Annotated in this window: 16 protein-coding genes; 9 read left to right on the top strand and 7 right to left on the bottom strand. The window is 74.9% G+C overall.

Annotation, left to right across the window (positions count from 1 at the left end; all coding sequences use genetic code 11):
* Positions 1-91 precede the first annotated feature (91 nt).
* Positions 92-1,765, top strand: a complete 1,674-nt coding sequence (locus tag J4709_RS27895; protein ID WP_208244758.1) for a catalase — start codon at positions 92-94, stop codon at positions 1,763-1,765.
* Positions 1,766-1,846: 81 nt separating this feature from the next.
* Here J4709_RS27895 and J4709_RS27890 read toward each other — a convergent pair whose 3' ends face one another.
* Together J4709_RS27890 and J4709_RS27885 are read right to left on the bottom strand one after the other, a co-directional pair.
* Positions 1,847-2,191, bottom strand: a complete 345-nt coding sequence (locus J4709_RS27890; protein WP_208244757.1) for a hypothetical protein — start codon at positions 2,189-2,191, stop codon at positions 1,847-1,849.
* 142 nt (positions 2,192-2,333) lie between these two features.
* On the bottom strand, positions 2,334-2,801 hold the full coding sequence (locus tag J4709_RS27885; protein ID WP_208244756.1) for an RsbRD N-terminal domain-containing protein: 468 nt from the start codon (positions 2,799-2,801) through the stop codon (positions 2,334-2,336).
* A gap of 233 nt (positions 2,802-3,034) precedes the next feature.
* Between J4709_RS27885 and J4709_RS27880 the strand changes: the two genes are divergently transcribed.
* On the top strand, positions 3,035-3,937 hold the full coding sequence (locus J4709_RS27880) for a helix-turn-helix domain-containing protein (protein WP_208244755.1): 903 nt from the start codon (positions 3,035-3,037) through the stop codon (positions 3,935-3,937).
* Between the two features lie 3 nt (positions 3,938-3,940).
* Here the strand turns inward: J4709_RS27880 and J4709_RS27875 are convergent, their stop codons facing one another.
* Positions 3,941-5,050: a diaminopropionate ammonia-lyase gene (locus J4709_RS27875; RefSeq protein ID WP_208244754.1), complete on the bottom strand. Its 1,110-nt coding sequence runs from the start codon at positions 5,048-5,050 to the stop codon at positions 3,941-3,943.
* A gap of 87 nt (positions 5,051-5,137) precedes the next feature.
* Here J4709_RS27875 and J4709_RS27870 point away from each other — a divergent pair, with 87 nt between their 5' ends.
* From J4709_RS27870 to J4709_RS27860, 3 genes are all read left to right on the top strand, one after another.
* Positions 5,138-6,037, top strand: coding sequence for a LysR family transcriptional regulator (locus tag J4709_RS27870; RefSeq protein ID WP_208244753.1), 900 nt, complete (start codon positions 5,138-5,140; stop codon positions 6,035-6,037).
* A gap of 322 nt (positions 6,038-6,359) precedes the next feature.
* Positions 6,360-6,632, top strand: coding sequence for a hypothetical protein (locus J4709_RS27865; RefSeq protein ID WP_208244752.1), 273 nt, complete (start codon positions 6,360-6,362; stop codon positions 6,630-6,632).
* A 53-nt stretch (positions 6,633-6,685) separates the two neighbouring features.
* Positions 6,686-6,856, top strand: coding sequence for a hypothetical protein (locus J4709_RS27860; RefSeq protein WP_208244751.1), 171 nt, complete (start codon positions 6,686-6,688; stop codon positions 6,854-6,856).
* Here the strand turns inward: J4709_RS27860 and J4709_RS27855 are convergent.
* Positions 6,853-6,999: a hypothetical protein gene (locus J4709_RS27855; protein WP_208244750.1), complete on the bottom strand. Its 147-nt coding sequence runs from the start codon at positions 6,997-6,999 to the stop codon at positions 6,853-6,855. The two genes, J4709_RS27860 and J4709_RS27855, sit on opposite strands and share 4 nt — an antisense overlap.
* Before the next feature lie 126 nt (positions 7,000-7,125).
* On the opposite strand from J4709_RS27855, the gene J4709_RS27850 reads away from it, so the two are divergent.
* From J4709_RS27850 to J4709_RS27835, 4 genes are all read left to right on the top strand, one after another.
* A complete protein-coding gene (locus J4709_RS27850) occupies positions 7,126-7,911 on the top strand; it encodes a MerR family transcriptional regulator (RefSeq protein ID WP_208244749.1) in 786 nt (261 codons plus the stop codon).
* Between the two features lie 70 nt (positions 7,912-7,981).
* A complete protein-coding gene (locus J4709_RS27845) occupies positions 7,982-8,932 on the top strand; it encodes a serine hydrolase (RefSeq protein ID WP_307801610.1) in 951 nt (316 codons plus the stop codon).
* A gap of 20 nt (positions 8,933-8,952) precedes the next feature.
* Entirely contained in the window at positions 8,953-10,719 is a 1,767-nt protein-coding gene (locus J4709_RS27840; protein WP_208244748.1) for a S9 family peptidase, read from the top strand.
* Between the two features lie 234 nt (positions 10,720-10,953).
* Positions 10,954-11,973 (top strand): hypothetical protein, encoded by a 1,020-nt coding sequence (locus J4709_RS27835; protein WP_208244747.1) that lies wholly within the window; start codon positions 10,954-10,956, stop codon positions 11,971-11,973.
* A 7-nt stretch (positions 11,974-11,980) separates the two neighbouring features.
* On the opposite strand, the gene J4709_RS27830 is transcribed toward J4709_RS27835, so the two are convergent.
* The 3 genes from J4709_RS27830 to J4709_RS27820 all read right to left on the bottom strand — a co-directional run bounded on the left by J4709_RS27830 (position 11,981) and on the right by J4709_RS27820 (position 14,322).
* Positions 11,981-12,649, bottom strand: a complete 669-nt coding sequence (locus J4709_RS27830) for a TetR/AcrR family transcriptional regulator (protein ID WP_208244746.1) — start codon at positions 12,647-12,649, stop codon at positions 11,981-11,983.
* An 81-nt stretch (positions 12,650-12,730) separates the two neighbouring features.
* Positions 12,731-13,774, bottom strand: a complete 1,044-nt coding sequence (locus tag J4709_RS27825) for a CU044_5270 family protein (protein ID WP_208244745.1) — start codon at positions 13,772-13,774, stop codon at positions 12,731-12,733.
* Entirely contained in the window at positions 13,771-14,322 is a 552-nt protein-coding gene (locus tag J4709_RS27820; protein WP_208244744.1) for an RNA polymerase sigma factor, read from the bottom strand. Before J4709_RS27820 ends, J4709_RS27825 begins: the two co-directional genes overlap by 4 nt.
* Between the last annotated feature and the right edge of the window lie 37 nt (positions 14,323-14,359).

Raw genomic sequence — 14,359 nt, 5'->3', positions numbered from 1 at the left:
GCTTTACCGGCGCCGGACCATCCGGGGCGCGGCTTGCGGGTACTGCCATCCCGCCGACCGGCCACAGCGCACATGAGGGGGAGAACCGAGCGTGACCGACGTTGCGAGCAGGGGTGCCCAGCCGGGGGACGACCGTCCGGTGCTGACGAACCGGCAGGGCCATCCGGTCTACGACAACCAGAACCAGCGGACGGTCGGGGCGCGCGGCCCCGCGACGCTGGAGAACTACCAGTTCCTGGAGAAGATCAGCCACTTCGACCGGGAGCGCGTCCCCGAGCGGGTCGTGCACGCGCGCGGCGCCACCGCGTTCGGCTACTTCGAGGCGTACGGCACGTGGGGCGACGAGCCGATCTCCCGGTACACGCGGGCGAGGCTCTTCCAGGAGGCGGGCAAGCGCACCGCGGTCGCGCTGCGGTTCTCCACCGTCATCGGCGGCCGCGACTCCGCCGAGACCGCCCGCGACCCGCGCGGGTTCGCGATCAAGTTCTACACCGAGGACGGCAACTGGGACCTCGTCGGCAACAACCTCGCGGTGTTCTTCATCCGGGACGCCATCAAGTTCCCCGACGTCATCCACGCCCTCAAGCCCGACCCCGTGACGTTCCGGCAGGAGCCGAACCGGATCTTCGACTTCATGTCGCAGACGCCGGAGACGATGCACATGCTCGTCAACGTGTTCAGCCCGCGCGGCATCCCCGCCGACTACCGGCACCAGCAGGGCTTCGGCGTCAACACCTACAAGTGGGTGAACGAGGCCGGGGACACCGTCCTGGTCAAGTACCACTGGATCCCCAAGCAGGGCGTCCGCAGCATGACCGCCGCCGACGCCGCGGCCCTGCAGGCCGGCGACCTCGGGCACGCGACCAAGGACCTGCACGACGCCATCGACCGCGGCGACTACCCCGAGTGGGAGCTCGTCGTCCAGATGATGAGCGACGACGACCATCCCGAGCTGGACTTCGACCCGCTCGACGACACCAAGGTGTGGCCGGAGAACGACTTCCCGCCGCGGCCGGTCGGCCGGATCGTCCTCGACCAGAACGTCGCGAACAACTTCGCGGAGAACGAGCAGATCGCGTTCGGCACCGGCGTGCTCGTCGACGGCCTCGACTTCTCCGACGACAAGATGCTCGTCGGCCGGACGTTCTCCTACAGCGACACCCAGCGGTACCGAGTCGGCGCGAACTACCTGCAGCTGCCCGTCAACCAGGCGAAGGGCGCGCAGGTCCGCTCCAACCAGCGCGACGGGCAGATGACCTACTACGTGGACGGCGCCGGCGAGAACCCGCACGTCAACTACGAGCCGTCCATCACCGGCGGGCTGCGGGAGGGCCGGTACCCGACGCACGACGACCAGGGCCCGGAGATCCGCGGCCGCCTCACCCGCAAGCGGATCCCGCGCGCCAACGACTACACGCAGGCCGGGCAGCGCTACCTGCTGATGGAGGACTGGGAGCGCGACGACCTGGTGGACAACTTCGTCGACCAGCTGTCGCAGTGCGAGCGGCCCATTCAGGAGCGGATGGTGTGGCACTTCCTGATGGTCGAGGACGACCTGGGCCTGCGGGTCGGCAAGGGCCTCGGGATCGCGCCGGAGGACGTCGCGCACCTCGAACCGCTGAACGGGCAGGACCTCACCGACGAGGACAGGCGGCGGATGGGCAGCCTCGGACGCAACGGCCCGCGGGACGTGGCCGGGCTGAAGATGACGCACTGCGTCCCGAACGAGCGCGCCGTCCACCTGCCCTCCGGCCCGACCGGCTGAGCACCGCGCACACGCCGGAACGGGCGGTGACCGGTGCGGGCGGGCGGCGTGCGCGCCGTCCGCCCGCCGCCCGGACCGCGGTCACACGAGCCAGCCGGGCGCCGCGTGCACGGCGACCAGGTCGGCGGCCAGGAGCGCCGCGAAGGCGGCGCCGCACCACGCGTACTTCCTGAACGTCGGCTTCTCGATGAACAGGATCGTCGCGGTGATCGCCCCCGCGACGGCGGACAGCAGCAGGAACGCGACGGCCAGGCCGGGGGCGTTGCCGCACGGCTCGTCCTCGAAGCAGTCGCCCGGCCCGAACAGCGCACCGACGCCGAGCAGGAAGTTCGCCACTGTGGCCGGGCCGGTGCACACGCCGATGGCGGCGGTGACTCCCAGCGGCCAGTACCAGCGGCGCCTCGGCACGGACGGCCCCGATCCCATCCCGTACTCCTCCACCACACGGCCCCCCGAAGGGCGGGCTCCCATCCGCGTTCGACACCGGAAAGGCCCGCCCGGTTCGGACGGAGATCGGGGAATGGCCTCACGCGGCCACGCCGGGCGGCAGGCCGCGGACGGGAGGGGGTCAGTTCGCGGAGTAGCGGTGGCCGCGCGCGACCAGCGGGTACAGGCGGGAGCCGCTGCCGGACGGCGCGGCGCGGTGGTGGCCGTCGACGGCGGCCTCGACGATCTGGTCCTCCGCGCTGAACGCGCTCTCCATGACGGCGATGAACTCGGTGTTCGGCGGGTGGACGCGGGCGGCGGCGTTGGCGGTGCGGCGGATGAGCACGCGGGCGCCGCTGCGCAGCGCCGACTCCAGGTGCCGGACGTCCTGCCCGGCGCGGGCCTCGTGCGCGCCGAGCCGGCGGAAGTGGTCGAGGGCGGCGCCGCGGTCCTGCGCGCCGGTGTAGACGGTCAGCGCGTCGCGGACGAGGGTGAGGATCATCGCGGCGCTCAGCCCGGTGTAGGCGGGGACGCGGCCGGCGATCTCGCCGGCGACCTCGGCGGTGATCTCGTCGAGCCGCTCGGCGAGCAGTTCGGTCACGGGGTTCATGGCGCCGTCCCCTCGGGGCTCCGTCTCGCGTGCACCGGTGTGCCGCGTCGGTCCGTGCGTCGTGTCTATCCGTCCCGCGGGTCCGCGGTGGCAACATGTTACTCACGCGTAGGCCGGCCGCGCCGCCCTCGGCGCCGCGGCTGGCCACATTGCGACTCCCGCTTCTACTGCACGTGCATATGCACTTGCCGCTACTATCCGGCCAGCAGGAACCCACCCTCCGAGGAGCGGCGTTGAGCGCAGGGCAGGAGCCGGAGGCGGCGGGACCCGGGGACGGGGCCGTGCGGGGGCCGGCGGCGCGGCGCATGCTCGTCGGCGCCCGGCTGCGCGGCCTGCGCGAACGCGCCGGGCTCAGCCGCGAGCGGGCCGGCTACGCGATCCGCGGCAGCGCGTCCAAGATCAGCCGGATGGAGCTCGGCCGCACCTCCTTCGCCCGCCGCGACATCGCCGACCTGCTCACCCTCTACGGGCTGCCCGGCGGCGCCGAGCGCGAGGAGCTGCTCCGGCTCGCCCGGGAGGCCAACGAGCGCGCCTGGTGGTACCGCCACGGCGAGCTGATCCCGGCCTGGACGCACCGCTTCCTCGACCTGGAGGAGACCGCCCGCGAGGTCCGCGCCTACGAGCCGTGCCAGATCCCCGAGCTGCTGCAGACCGAGGAGTACACGCGCGCGAGCCTGGCGATCCGCGACGGGATCCGGGAGGGCGACCGGCGCATCGAGATCGACGAGCGCGCCGCCGTCCGCCGGCTGCGCCGCCGGCTGTTCGCCGACGACCCCGCCCGCACCCTCACCGCCGTGCTGGACGAGGCGGCGCTGCGCCGCTTCGTCGGCGGCCCCGAGCTGATCCGCGACCAGCTCGCGCACCTGGCCGCGCTCGCCGGGACCGGCCGCGTCGAGCTGCGGATCGTCCCGGTGGGCGGGCGCGCGCTCCCGCTCGCGCACGGCTTCTCGATCCTGAGCTTCGCCGGCGGTGCGCTCCCCGACGTCGTCTACCTCGAGCTCCTCACGACCGCGCTCTACCTGGACAAACGCGCCGACGTCACCGCCTACGCGGGCGCCTGGGACCGGCTGGCCGCCGCCGCGCTGCCCCCGGACGCCGGCCGCGACCTGATCACCGACCTGCTCAAGCGGCTGTGACGGTCAGGCGGTCGGCGGGTTCGCCGCCGCGCCCTCGGTGCTCAGCAGGACGACGGTGTCCGCGGGCCCGAGACCGAGGCCGGGCAGCGCGGCCCGCACCCCCGCCAGCGCCGCCGCACCGCACGGACCTGCGGAAACGCCCAGTCCGGCCAGCTCGCGCGCGGCCCGCGCGGCGCCCGCGTCCGTCACGCTGACGGCGGCGTCCACACCCGCCCGCAGGTACGGCCACGCCGACGAGGACGGCGTGGCGCAGTTCAGGCCCGCCATCGCCGTCGCGCCCGTCGCCACGGTGACGAGGCGGTCCTCGGCGAGGCTCGCCAGCACGCACGGCGCCGCGTCCGGCTCCACGGTGAGCAGAGTCGGCGCCGCCGCGCCTGATCGGTAGTGCATCACGGCCGCCTGCGCGAGCGACCCCACCCCCACCGGGACCGCCACCACCCCGGGCGCCCCGGCCCCGGCGGCGCGCAACTGCGCGTCGATCTCGGTGAAGAGCGTCGAGTAGCCCTCCACGATCCACTGCGGCACGCGCTCGTAGCCGGGCCAGGCGGTGTCCTGGACGAGCAGCGCCGACGCGTCCCCTCCGGCGGACTCCGCGGCCCTGCGCACCGCCTCGTCGTACGGCGCCGCGACCCGCACCACGCGCGCCCCCTCGGCCTCGATCGCGGCGAGCGCGGCGGGATGCACGCCGTCCGGCACGAACACCTCGGCGGCCGCCCCGAGCATCCGGGCCATCGCGGCGACGGCCCGGCCGTGGTTGCCGTCCGTCGCGGTGACCAGCCGGAACGCCCCGGCACGGGACCGCAGCACGCCGATCGGGTCGATCGCGGGGACCGGGACGCCGAGCCGGTCGCACAGCGCCCGGCACACGCCCCACGACGCGCCGAGGATCTTGAACGCGGGCAGCCCGAGGCGGGACGACTCGTCCTTGGCGAACACCCGTCCGGCGCCGAGACCGGCGGCGAGCGCGGGCATCTCGACCAGCGGCGTCGGCGCGTACCCCGGCAGCGCGGCGTGGAAGGCGGCGACGTCGCGGGACGCGGGCGGGCACCTCCAGTCCCTGGCGGCGGGACGGGAGAACCAGGACGGGCGGACGGCGGAGGCGGGAGCGGCCATGCGGGCCACGCTCCCGCAGGCACGACCCATCGGTCCAGCGAATGTTTCCGAGCGATAATCATCAATGGAACCGACGAATGGAGCGCCATGCTCGACCTGCACCGGCTGCGGCTCCTGCGCGAGCTCAAGCACCGCGGGACGCTCGCCGCCGTCGCCGAGGCGCTCTCCTACAGCCCGTCGTCGATCTCGCAGCAGCTGTCCGTGCTGGAACGGGAGGCCGGGGCACGGCTGCTGGAGCCCGTCGGGCGCCGCGTCCGGCTGACCGCGCAGGCCGAGATCCTCGTCGCGCACACCGAGGCCGTGCTGGAGCGCCTCGAACGCGCGGAGGCCGACCTCGCCGCGTCCCTGCGCGACATCACCGGCGTGCTGCGGGCCGCCGCGTTCCAGACCGCCGCGCTCGCGCTGGTCCCGGGCGCGCTCAGCGCCCTGCGCGACGCCCATCCCGGCCTGCGCGTCGAGATCACGCAGCGGGAGCCGGAGAGCGCCCTGCCCGCGCTGCTCGCCCGCGACTTCGACGTCGTCGTCACCGAGGAGTACCCGGGCGAACCGCACCCCCGGCCGTCCGGCGTCGAGTACGAGGAACTGGGCGAGGACGAGATGCGGCTCGCCCTGCCCGGCACCGTCCCGCCGGACGCCGATCTGGCCGATCTCGCGGAACTGCCGTGGGTGATGGAGCCCGCAGGGACCGCGGCCCGCGCCTGGGCCACCCGGCTGTGCCGCGACGCCGGATTCGAGCCCGACGTCCGGTTCGAGTCCAGCGACCTGCTGCTGCACCTGCGGCTCGTCGAGCGCGGGCACGCCGCCGCCCTGCTCCCCGGCCTCGTCTGGACGGGCCGCCCGCCCACGGTCGCGATGGCGCCGCTGCCCGCCGGGCGCCGCGTCCGGCGGCTGTTCACCGCCACCCGGCGCGGCGGCGGCGCGCACCCCGCCGTCCGCGCCTTCAGGGACGCGCTCGCCGGGGGTACCGGATTTGCCCGTGCCGACTAGCCTGGTCCGGAGTGAATAAAGCGCGCCGCCAGGGAAGGGTCCTGGTGAGCGGCTAGGCCGCGCGCACGACGGCACCGGCCGAAGGCGCCGTCCCGACCGAACTGGAGACGCCCGGCGGCGGGGGCCCGCACCAGGGCCGCGCCACGCCGGCTCCCTGAGACTTCCACAACCCCGACCCCGGACGCCCGCCGCCTACGGGTGTTCCAGGGGTGACCCGCACCTCCGAATGGGTGTTCTCCCCGATGGCGATGACTCCGCCGCTCCGGCAGAGTCATAGTCGGCAGCAGGGGGACGAGGCCCCCTCGTAGGAAGAAGGCACACGATGTCGAACACGCCGCCCAATCCCTCGATGACCGCCACCGACCTCGCCGAGATCCTCTTCAGCTCGGGCCTGCAGGCCTCCGACAGCCCCACGCCCGAGCAGGTCCGCACCGCCGTGGACGCCCTGTCGCGCACCTGCGGCGGCGACCCGTCCGCCTGCGCCGCCCGCGTCGCCCAGGAGGCCGGCGACCACCCCGACACGTTCGCGGTCCGGATGCGGTGGGCGCTCGACACCGTCCACGACGCCTACGGCGACCTCACGACCGCCGCCTGACCGCCCCGCCCGGCACCGGGCGGGGAACCGCACCGACAGCAGGGAGGGACGTCATGCGCTCCACGCGCCCCACCGCCCCGCGCACCCGCTTCACCGACCGGCGCGAGGACATCGTCCCGCGCACGCTCCGCGACCTGATCGCCGCCGACTCCGCGCAGCGGCTCGACGAGGGCGGCCGCCGGCGCCGCAGACGCCGTGCCATGACCGCCCGCCGCGTCACCTAGTGGTGCTTGACCTTCACCTTGGTCTTGTGGTGGTGCACCACGGTGGTGTGGTGGTGGTGATCGTGGCCGCCGCCGCAGGCGGTCAGCCCGAGACCGGCGAGCAGCACGGTCGCCGCCAGCAGTACGGGACGGGTCTTCGACATGGTCGGCCTTTCGCTCCGGGGGGATGACGGGGTATCTGACGCAGCCTGCGCGCCGCCCGTTCCGTCCGTTGTGCGCGCCGGACGGGCCGGAGCCGGTGGCGGGGCGTGGCGAACTATGCTTCTCCCGTGACCGAACAGCCGGCGGACGACCAGGGCGCCCCCTCCCCGGACACGGGCGAGGGCACACGCGAGGACGCGGGCCGCGAGTACCGGATCGGCGAGCTCGCCCGGGCCGCCGGCGTCCCCGTCCGGACCCTGCGCTACTACCAGGAGCGCAAGCTGCTCCCGCCGCCCCGGCGCGCGGGCCGCATCGGCCTGTACTCCGAGGACCACCTCGCCCGGCTCCGCATGATCGGCAACCTGCTGGAGCGCGGCCACACCCTGGAGGGCATCCGCGAGCTGCTGTCGGCGTGGGAGCAGGGCCGCGACATCGGCACCGTCCTCGGCGTGGAGAAGGTCGCCACGGCGCCGTGGTCCACCGAGGTCCCCGTCACGATGACGCTGGACGAGCTGGCCGCGCTGTTCCCCGGCGAGGTCGGGCCCGAGTCCGTCGAGCGGGCGCTGTCGTCCGGGGTGATCGAGGTCGACGGCGACCGCGTCACCCACTGGAGCCGCCGCCAGCTGGAGGCGACCGTCACGCTGGTGCGCGCCGGGGTGCCGCTCACCGAGGTGCTGTCCGCCGGGCGGCGGCTGCAGGAGAGCATGGACGAGCTGGCCGCGATGTTCGTCCGGCTGATCGCCGACCACGTCGTCGGGGACTTCGGCGAGCAGGACCTCGGCGACCTCACCGAGACCCTCGCACGGCTGCGGCCCGGCGCCCAGGTCACCGTCGAGGCCGGGTTCGCGCGCGCGATGGACCGGCAGGTCCGCGCCGCGATCGACCAGCTGCTCGGCCGCCTGACCTCGCCGTAGCCACGGACCGGAGCCGCGCCGTCGCGTGTCGCGACCGGGCCGCCGCGCCGCCGATCACTAGCGTGGGCGGGTGCCTGGACTCCTTCCGCGGACCCTGGCGGCGAGCGCCGCCGCCGGTGCCGTCCTCGCCCTCGGCGCCGTGCCCGCCGCCCTGCCCACCGCCGTGCCTACCGCCGCCGCCCGCGCCTCGGACCGCCCGGTCTGCACCTCGGCCTCGTCCGCGCACCGCGCGCTCGCCCGCCGGCTCGGCCGCCGCATCACCGCCGCGCTGAAGGGCCGCACCGGCACCGAGTCCGTCGCCGTCTACGACCGGAGGCGCGGCGTCCGCTGCGGCGTCCTGGCCGGCCGGCACTACGACTCGGCGAGCGTCGTCAAGGCGACGATCCTCGCCGCGCTGCTGTGGAAGACCGCCGGCGAGCACCGCGCCCTCACCGCGTCCGAGGACGCCCTCGCCACCAGGATGATCACCCGCTCGGACAACCGCGCCGCGTCCGCGCTGTGGCGCTCCGTCGGGCGCGCCCGCTTCGCCCGGTTCCTCAAGCGGGCCGGGATGACGCACACCACGCTCGACCCCGCCGGGCGCTGGGGCCTCACCCGGATCACCGCCGCCGACGAGATCACCCTCCTGCGGCGCCTCACCGAGCACGGCACCCTCCTCACCGGCAGGGCCCGCGCCTACGAGCTCGGCCTCATGCACCGCGTCATCGCGTCGCAGCGCTGGGGCACCACCGCCGGGACGCCCGCCGGGACCACCTGGCACGTCAAGAACGGCTGGCTGCCGCGGCACGGCAAGGACTGGCGCGTGCACAGCATCGGCGCGTTCACCGGCCGCGGCGGCGACTACCTGATCGTCGTCCTCACCCAGGGCACCCCGACCATGGCCTACGGCGTCGGGACGATCGAGCGCGTCGCCCGCGCCGTGCACGGCGACCTCGCGCCCGGCACCCGCGTCGCGATCCGCGGCGGCCTCCCCCGCGGCGCCGCCGAGACCTCCGACGGCTCCGTCCCTCCGCAAGCATGATCGCGGGCGATACTGGGGTCATGGTCGACGACGAACGCTGGAAGGCGCGGTTCCGCGCCGCCCGGATCAGCCTTCCCCGCTGGGCGCGCGACGCCCCGAACCGCAGCATCTACCGGTCCAACGCCACCGGCACCTGGGAGATCTACACCTGGGACCGCGGCACCGGCGAGCAGCGGCAGACGACGGACCGGCCCAACGGCACGTGGATGGGCACCGTCGACCCCACCGGGGAGTGGGTGTGGTGGTTCGCCGACACCGACGGCGACGAGTTCGGCGTGTGGCGGCGCGTCCCGTTCGGCGGCGGCGAGGACGCCCCGGCCGTTCCCGGGCTGGAGCCGTCCTACCCGGCCGGGCTGTCCCTCGGCGCGAGCGGGCTGGCCGTCGTCGGCCGCACCGGCGAGGACGGCAACACCGTCCACCTGTGCCGTCCCGGCGCCGCCCCGGAGGTGCTGTACCACCACGCGGAGGACGCGCACGTCGCCGCGCTCTCGCGGGACGAGTCGCTGATCGCGATCGGGCACAGCGAGCACGGCGACAGCCGGCACATGGCGCTGCGGGTCGTCCGCCCGGACGGCTCCGCGGTCGCCGACCTGTGGGACGGGCCCGGCAAGGGCGTCTACGGCATGGGCTTCGCGCCCGTCGCCGGCGACACCCGGCTGCTCGTCGGGCACGAGCGCCGCGGCCGCGACGAGATCCTCGTCTGGGACCCGGTCGCCGGCACCGAGCGGGAGATCGTCCTCGACCTGCCCGGCGAGATCGGCGCCGGCTGGTACCCGGACGGGTCCGCGCTGCTGATCTCCCACAACCACGAGGCGCGCGACGAGCTGTACCGCCACGACCTCGGCGACGGGTCGCTGACGCGGGTGGAGACGCCGCGCGGCGTGATCGGCGGCGCCGACGTCCGGCCCGACGGGACGGTGGAGTTCTCCTGGTCGTCGGCCGCCGAGCCGCCGGTGATCCGGTCGGCGTCCGGCGCGGTGGTGCTCACCCCGCCCGGGCCGCCCGCCCCGCCGTCCGTGCCGGTCGGGGACGCGTGGGTGGACGGTCCCGGCGGCCGCATCCACGCGCTGGTCAGCAAGCCGGAGGGCGGCGAGCGGCCGTTCCCGACCGTGTTCGACGTGCACGGCGGGCCGACCGCGCAGGACGACGACTCGTTCGCCCCGGCCGCCGCCGCGTGGGTCGACCACGGGTTCGCGGTCGTCCGCGTCAACTACCGCGGCTCCACCGGCTACGGCTCGCAGTGGCGCGATGCGATCGAGGGACGCGTCGGCCTCACCGAGCTGGAGGACGTCAAGGCCGTCCGCGACTGGGCCGTCGCCACCGGGCTCGCCGACCCGGACCGGCTCGTGCTGACCGGCGGGTCGTGGGGCGGGTTCCTCACGCTGCTCGGCATCGGCACCCAGCCGGAGGACTGGAGCGTCGGCGTCGCGTCGGTCCCCGTGGCGGACTACGTCGCCGCCTACGAGGACGAGATGGAGGGCCTCCAGGCGTTCGACCGGTCGCTGTTCGGCGGGTCGCCGGAGGAGGTCCCCGACCGGTACCGGGAGTCGTCGCCGATCACCTACGTCGAGAAGGTGAAGGCGCCGGTGCTGATCCTCGCGGGGGAGAACGACCCGCGCTGCCCCATCCGGCAGATCGACAACTACCTCGCGCGCCTCGGTGAGCTGGGCCTGCCGCACGAGACGTACCGCTACGACGCGGGTCACGGCTCCCTCGTCGTCGAGGAGCGCATCAAGCAAATGTCCGCCGAAATGGACTTCGCCCGGAAACATCTGGGTATGGCATAGCGCAGTCGCGGGGACGGGCGTCGCCCCGCCCGCCCCCGCGTTCCCCTGACCGCGGTTCGCATGATCGCGTTTACATGATCGAGGACCCGGGCATCCCTCCGATCGGCCGCCACCGGGCGGCCGGTACGTCAGAGGGCCGGTCATCGACCGGCGGCCCCCCGGGCGCCGCCGCCACGTGCGGCGACGCGCTCGTCCGCCGCTCTCCGCGCGGAGAGCCGAACCGGGGGATCCGCCATGAACCGGATGCATGCCGCCCGCACGCCCGCGCCCTGTCCGAAGCCGCGCCCGCGCCCGCATCGAAAACCCGCGTCCGCCGCGCTGACCACGCTGCTCGCGACGGCCGCCGCGCTCGTCGCGACGACCCACGCGGCACCGGCCGACGCCACCGTCCCGCCGCCCGCCGCGACGCCCCCGCCGCCGGAGCCCGCCGCGGCCGCGCCCCTCCCCGGCGGCGCGCCCGCCCTGTCGCCGACGGCCGACGGCGGCGTCGCACCGGTCACGATGCCCGCCGCCGAGGTCGCGGCGGATCCCGGGAACGGCGGGACGCAGGCCGCTCCGCCGCCTCGCGGACCGTCCGCGCCCGCTGTGAGCGGCCCGCCGAGCCCGCTGCCCGGGACGCTGGCGGGCCTCGCGCCCTCCGCCGCGGCCGCCGGGGTAGGCGGCCTACTACCGCCCCCGGCGCCGAACCCCGCCGTGCCACCGAACACCGCCGTCCCGCAGACCGATCCGGCCCCCGGGACGGACGGTGAGCCCGCGCCTCCGGCCGCGGAGACCGACCCGCCCGCCGACGACCCGCCCGCCGATGATCCGGCCGGCGCGGTCTCCGGCGTGCTCACGGCGGCGGTGCCGGACATGCCGAAGTCGGTGCGGCTGACCCAGCAGGTCGCGGAGGGCTTCCTGCGCGCGAACGGCGTCCGGTGGCGGTCCACCGGCGGCTGCTCGGACCGCGCGCGCCGCACCTGCACGTCGTTCGACGGCCTGCGCTGGGGGACGCTGAAGGGGCTGCTGGACTTCCAGGCGGCGAGCGGCTGCCCGGTCACGATCACCGGCGGGACGGAGACGGGCCACGCGGGCGGGCCGCGCAGCCACGGCAGCGGCCACAAGCTCGACATCGCGACGGGCCGCTGCGTCGACACGGCGATCCGCCGCTACCCGTACCGGGGCGTGCGGGGCGACGGCGCGCGGCTCTACCGGTCGCCGGACGGCGCGCTGTTCGCCCGCGAGCGCGACCACTGGGACATCACGTTCCCGTGAAGAAGACCTAGGCGCGGACCTCGCGGATGATCCCGACCAGCTCCCGGGTCACCGACTTGAAGCCGGGCAGCCGGGACATCGCGACCATCCGGTTGACGAGCGGGACGGTCCGCTCGACGAGCAGGTAGGTCTTGCGGCAGCCGGGCGAGTTGTCGTGCACCCAGTACAGGACGATGCCCATCGAGTAGATCCACAGCAGCTCGGGCAGCTCCTTGCGGAACTCCTTGTCGATCTTGAGGTCGGAGCCCTCGACGACCTCCCGGTAGATCGCCACGGCGGAGTCGCGGGCGGGGCCGGACTCGGCGCTGAACGGGTTGAGCGGGCTGGTGGGCTCGGCGGCGAACTTGAAGAACTTCCCGGCGAACTCGTGGTAGGGGACCATCGTGTCGACGCGGGCCCGCAGCACGCCGAGGAGGCGGGCCGCGAACGCGGTCTCGGAGTCGAGGACGGCGCGGCAGGCGGCGACGTGCTCGTCCTGGAGCTCGTCGTAGTACGCCTGGATCAGTTCTTCCTTGGACCCGTAGTAGTAGTAGGCGTTGCCGACCGAGACCCCGGCCTCCTTGGCGATCGCGCGCATCGTCGTCGCCTCGTAGCCGCGCTCCCGGAACAGCCGCAGCGCGGTCTGGACGATCAGTGCCCGCGTCTGCTCGGACTTCACCGCCTTCGTCTCGGTCACGCATGCCACCCTACGGCCCAGGAGGCCGTGGAACACTGCGCGCGTCCACGGCCTCACCGGTCTCCGGGCCGTTCGGCCGGGTCAGCGGCCGGGCGGCCCCTCGCCGGTCCAGCCGGACTCCAGGGTCAGCTGCGCCGTCTCGACCTGCCCGGCCCGCGCGGTGCCGGCGGCCTTCCCGCCCTTGCCGGTCATGACGGACTCCCAGGCCAGGGCCCTGCCGGTCTTGGGGTCGAGGACGAGGCGCTCGGTGAACCGGGACCCCTGGGCGTCGACGCCGGCGTTCAGGCCGACGGCGGTGCCCGTCCGCCCGGCCCGGTCGGTGACCGTGCCCAGTTTCCTGATGCCGGGCAGGCCGGCCAGCATCCGGTACGTCGCCGCGCGCACCTGCGGCGACGCGGGGTAGCGCAGCAGGAGGCTCCCGCCCCAGTCGAAGAGCTGCTCGTCGCCCTCGTCCGCCGACGCGCGCTTGATCAGCCGCAGCAGCGCGGTCCTGAGCCGGGCGGGGTCGGCGGGGAGCGTCCGGACGTCCTCGGGGGTGAGCTCCTGGCCGAACCGCTCGCCGTACCCGCCGGGCTTGATCCGTTCGGTGAGCGGTTTGTCAGGCTTGGCCGGGATCTTCACGTCACCGTTCTCGGTCGTGCGGTACGTGGCGGGCGATCCCTGGGCGCGCCAGACCGCCTCGTCCGCCTTCGTCGCGGGCGCGGCGCCGAGGCCGCTCGTCCGGATCCAGGCGGGGGCGGCGGCGTCCTGGGGCATCCAGAGGTCGGTCCGCGCCCGCTCGCGCACCTGGTAGGTGCCGCGGCCGGGCGAGCCGACCTGGATCAGCTCCTCGCTGAGCCCCGAGGTGTGCCAGTACCTCCCGGTGCCCGCCGGCGCGGACGCGGCCGCGTCGGCGGCCGTCAGCAGCAGCTCGCGCGCCGCCGGCCCGTCATCGTGCTGCCCGGTCACGCCGACCGCGACCGCGGCGGCGGCCACCGCGAACGCGGCGCCGGCGGCGGTCGCGGCCCGCCGGTTCCGGTTCCGCCGGATCCGCCGCTCGACCCGGCCCATCGCCTCCGGGTCGGTGCCGAACACCGCCGCCTTGCTGCGCAGCGCCTCGCGCAGGTCGTCCTCGACCATCGTCATGCCTTCTCCCTCAACGAACCCTGCAGCGCCGCGACGGCCCGGTGCGCGTGCGACTTGACCGTGCCCGCCGAAATGCCCATGACCTTGCCGATCTCGCGCTCGGACAGGTCCATCCAGTAGCGCAGCACCAGCACCTCGCGCTGCTTGGCCGGCAGCGCGTCCAGGGCGGCCAGCAGTTCCCGGTGGTCCTCGCGCACCATCGCCGTGAAGTCGGCGGGCACGTCCTCCTCGGTCCGCGCGAACAGCACCGGCAGCGCCCGGCGGACCACGCCGAGGTGCCTGCGCCGGTTGCGGGTCAGGTTGCAGACGGTCGACCGCAGGTACGCGAACGCCGCCGCGTCGTCCCGCAGCCGCCTGCGCCTGCGGTAGTACCGGGCGAACGCGTCCTGCGCGATGTCCTCGGGGTCGTCCGCGCCGAGCAGCCCGGCGAGCCGCACCAGCGGGCCGTAGTGCGCGTTGAACAGCGCGGTGAAGGACGCCTCGTCCACCGTGGTGCGCCCCCTCGTCCGGGCCGGTCCCGCTCGATCGTGCACGAAGGTTTCGATCATGTTGAAGAGACACGCGTGCGCGCCCCGGGTTGTCCCG

Origin of the sequence: Actinomadura violacea, assembly GCF_017573465.1 — a bacterium.
GTDB lineage: Bacteria > Actinomycetota > Actinomycetes > Streptosporangiales > Streptosporangiaceae > Spirillospora > Spirillospora violacea.
The sequence above is the reverse complement of the archived record's forward strand: the minus strand, read 5'-3'. Positions and strand labels throughout refer to the sequence as shown.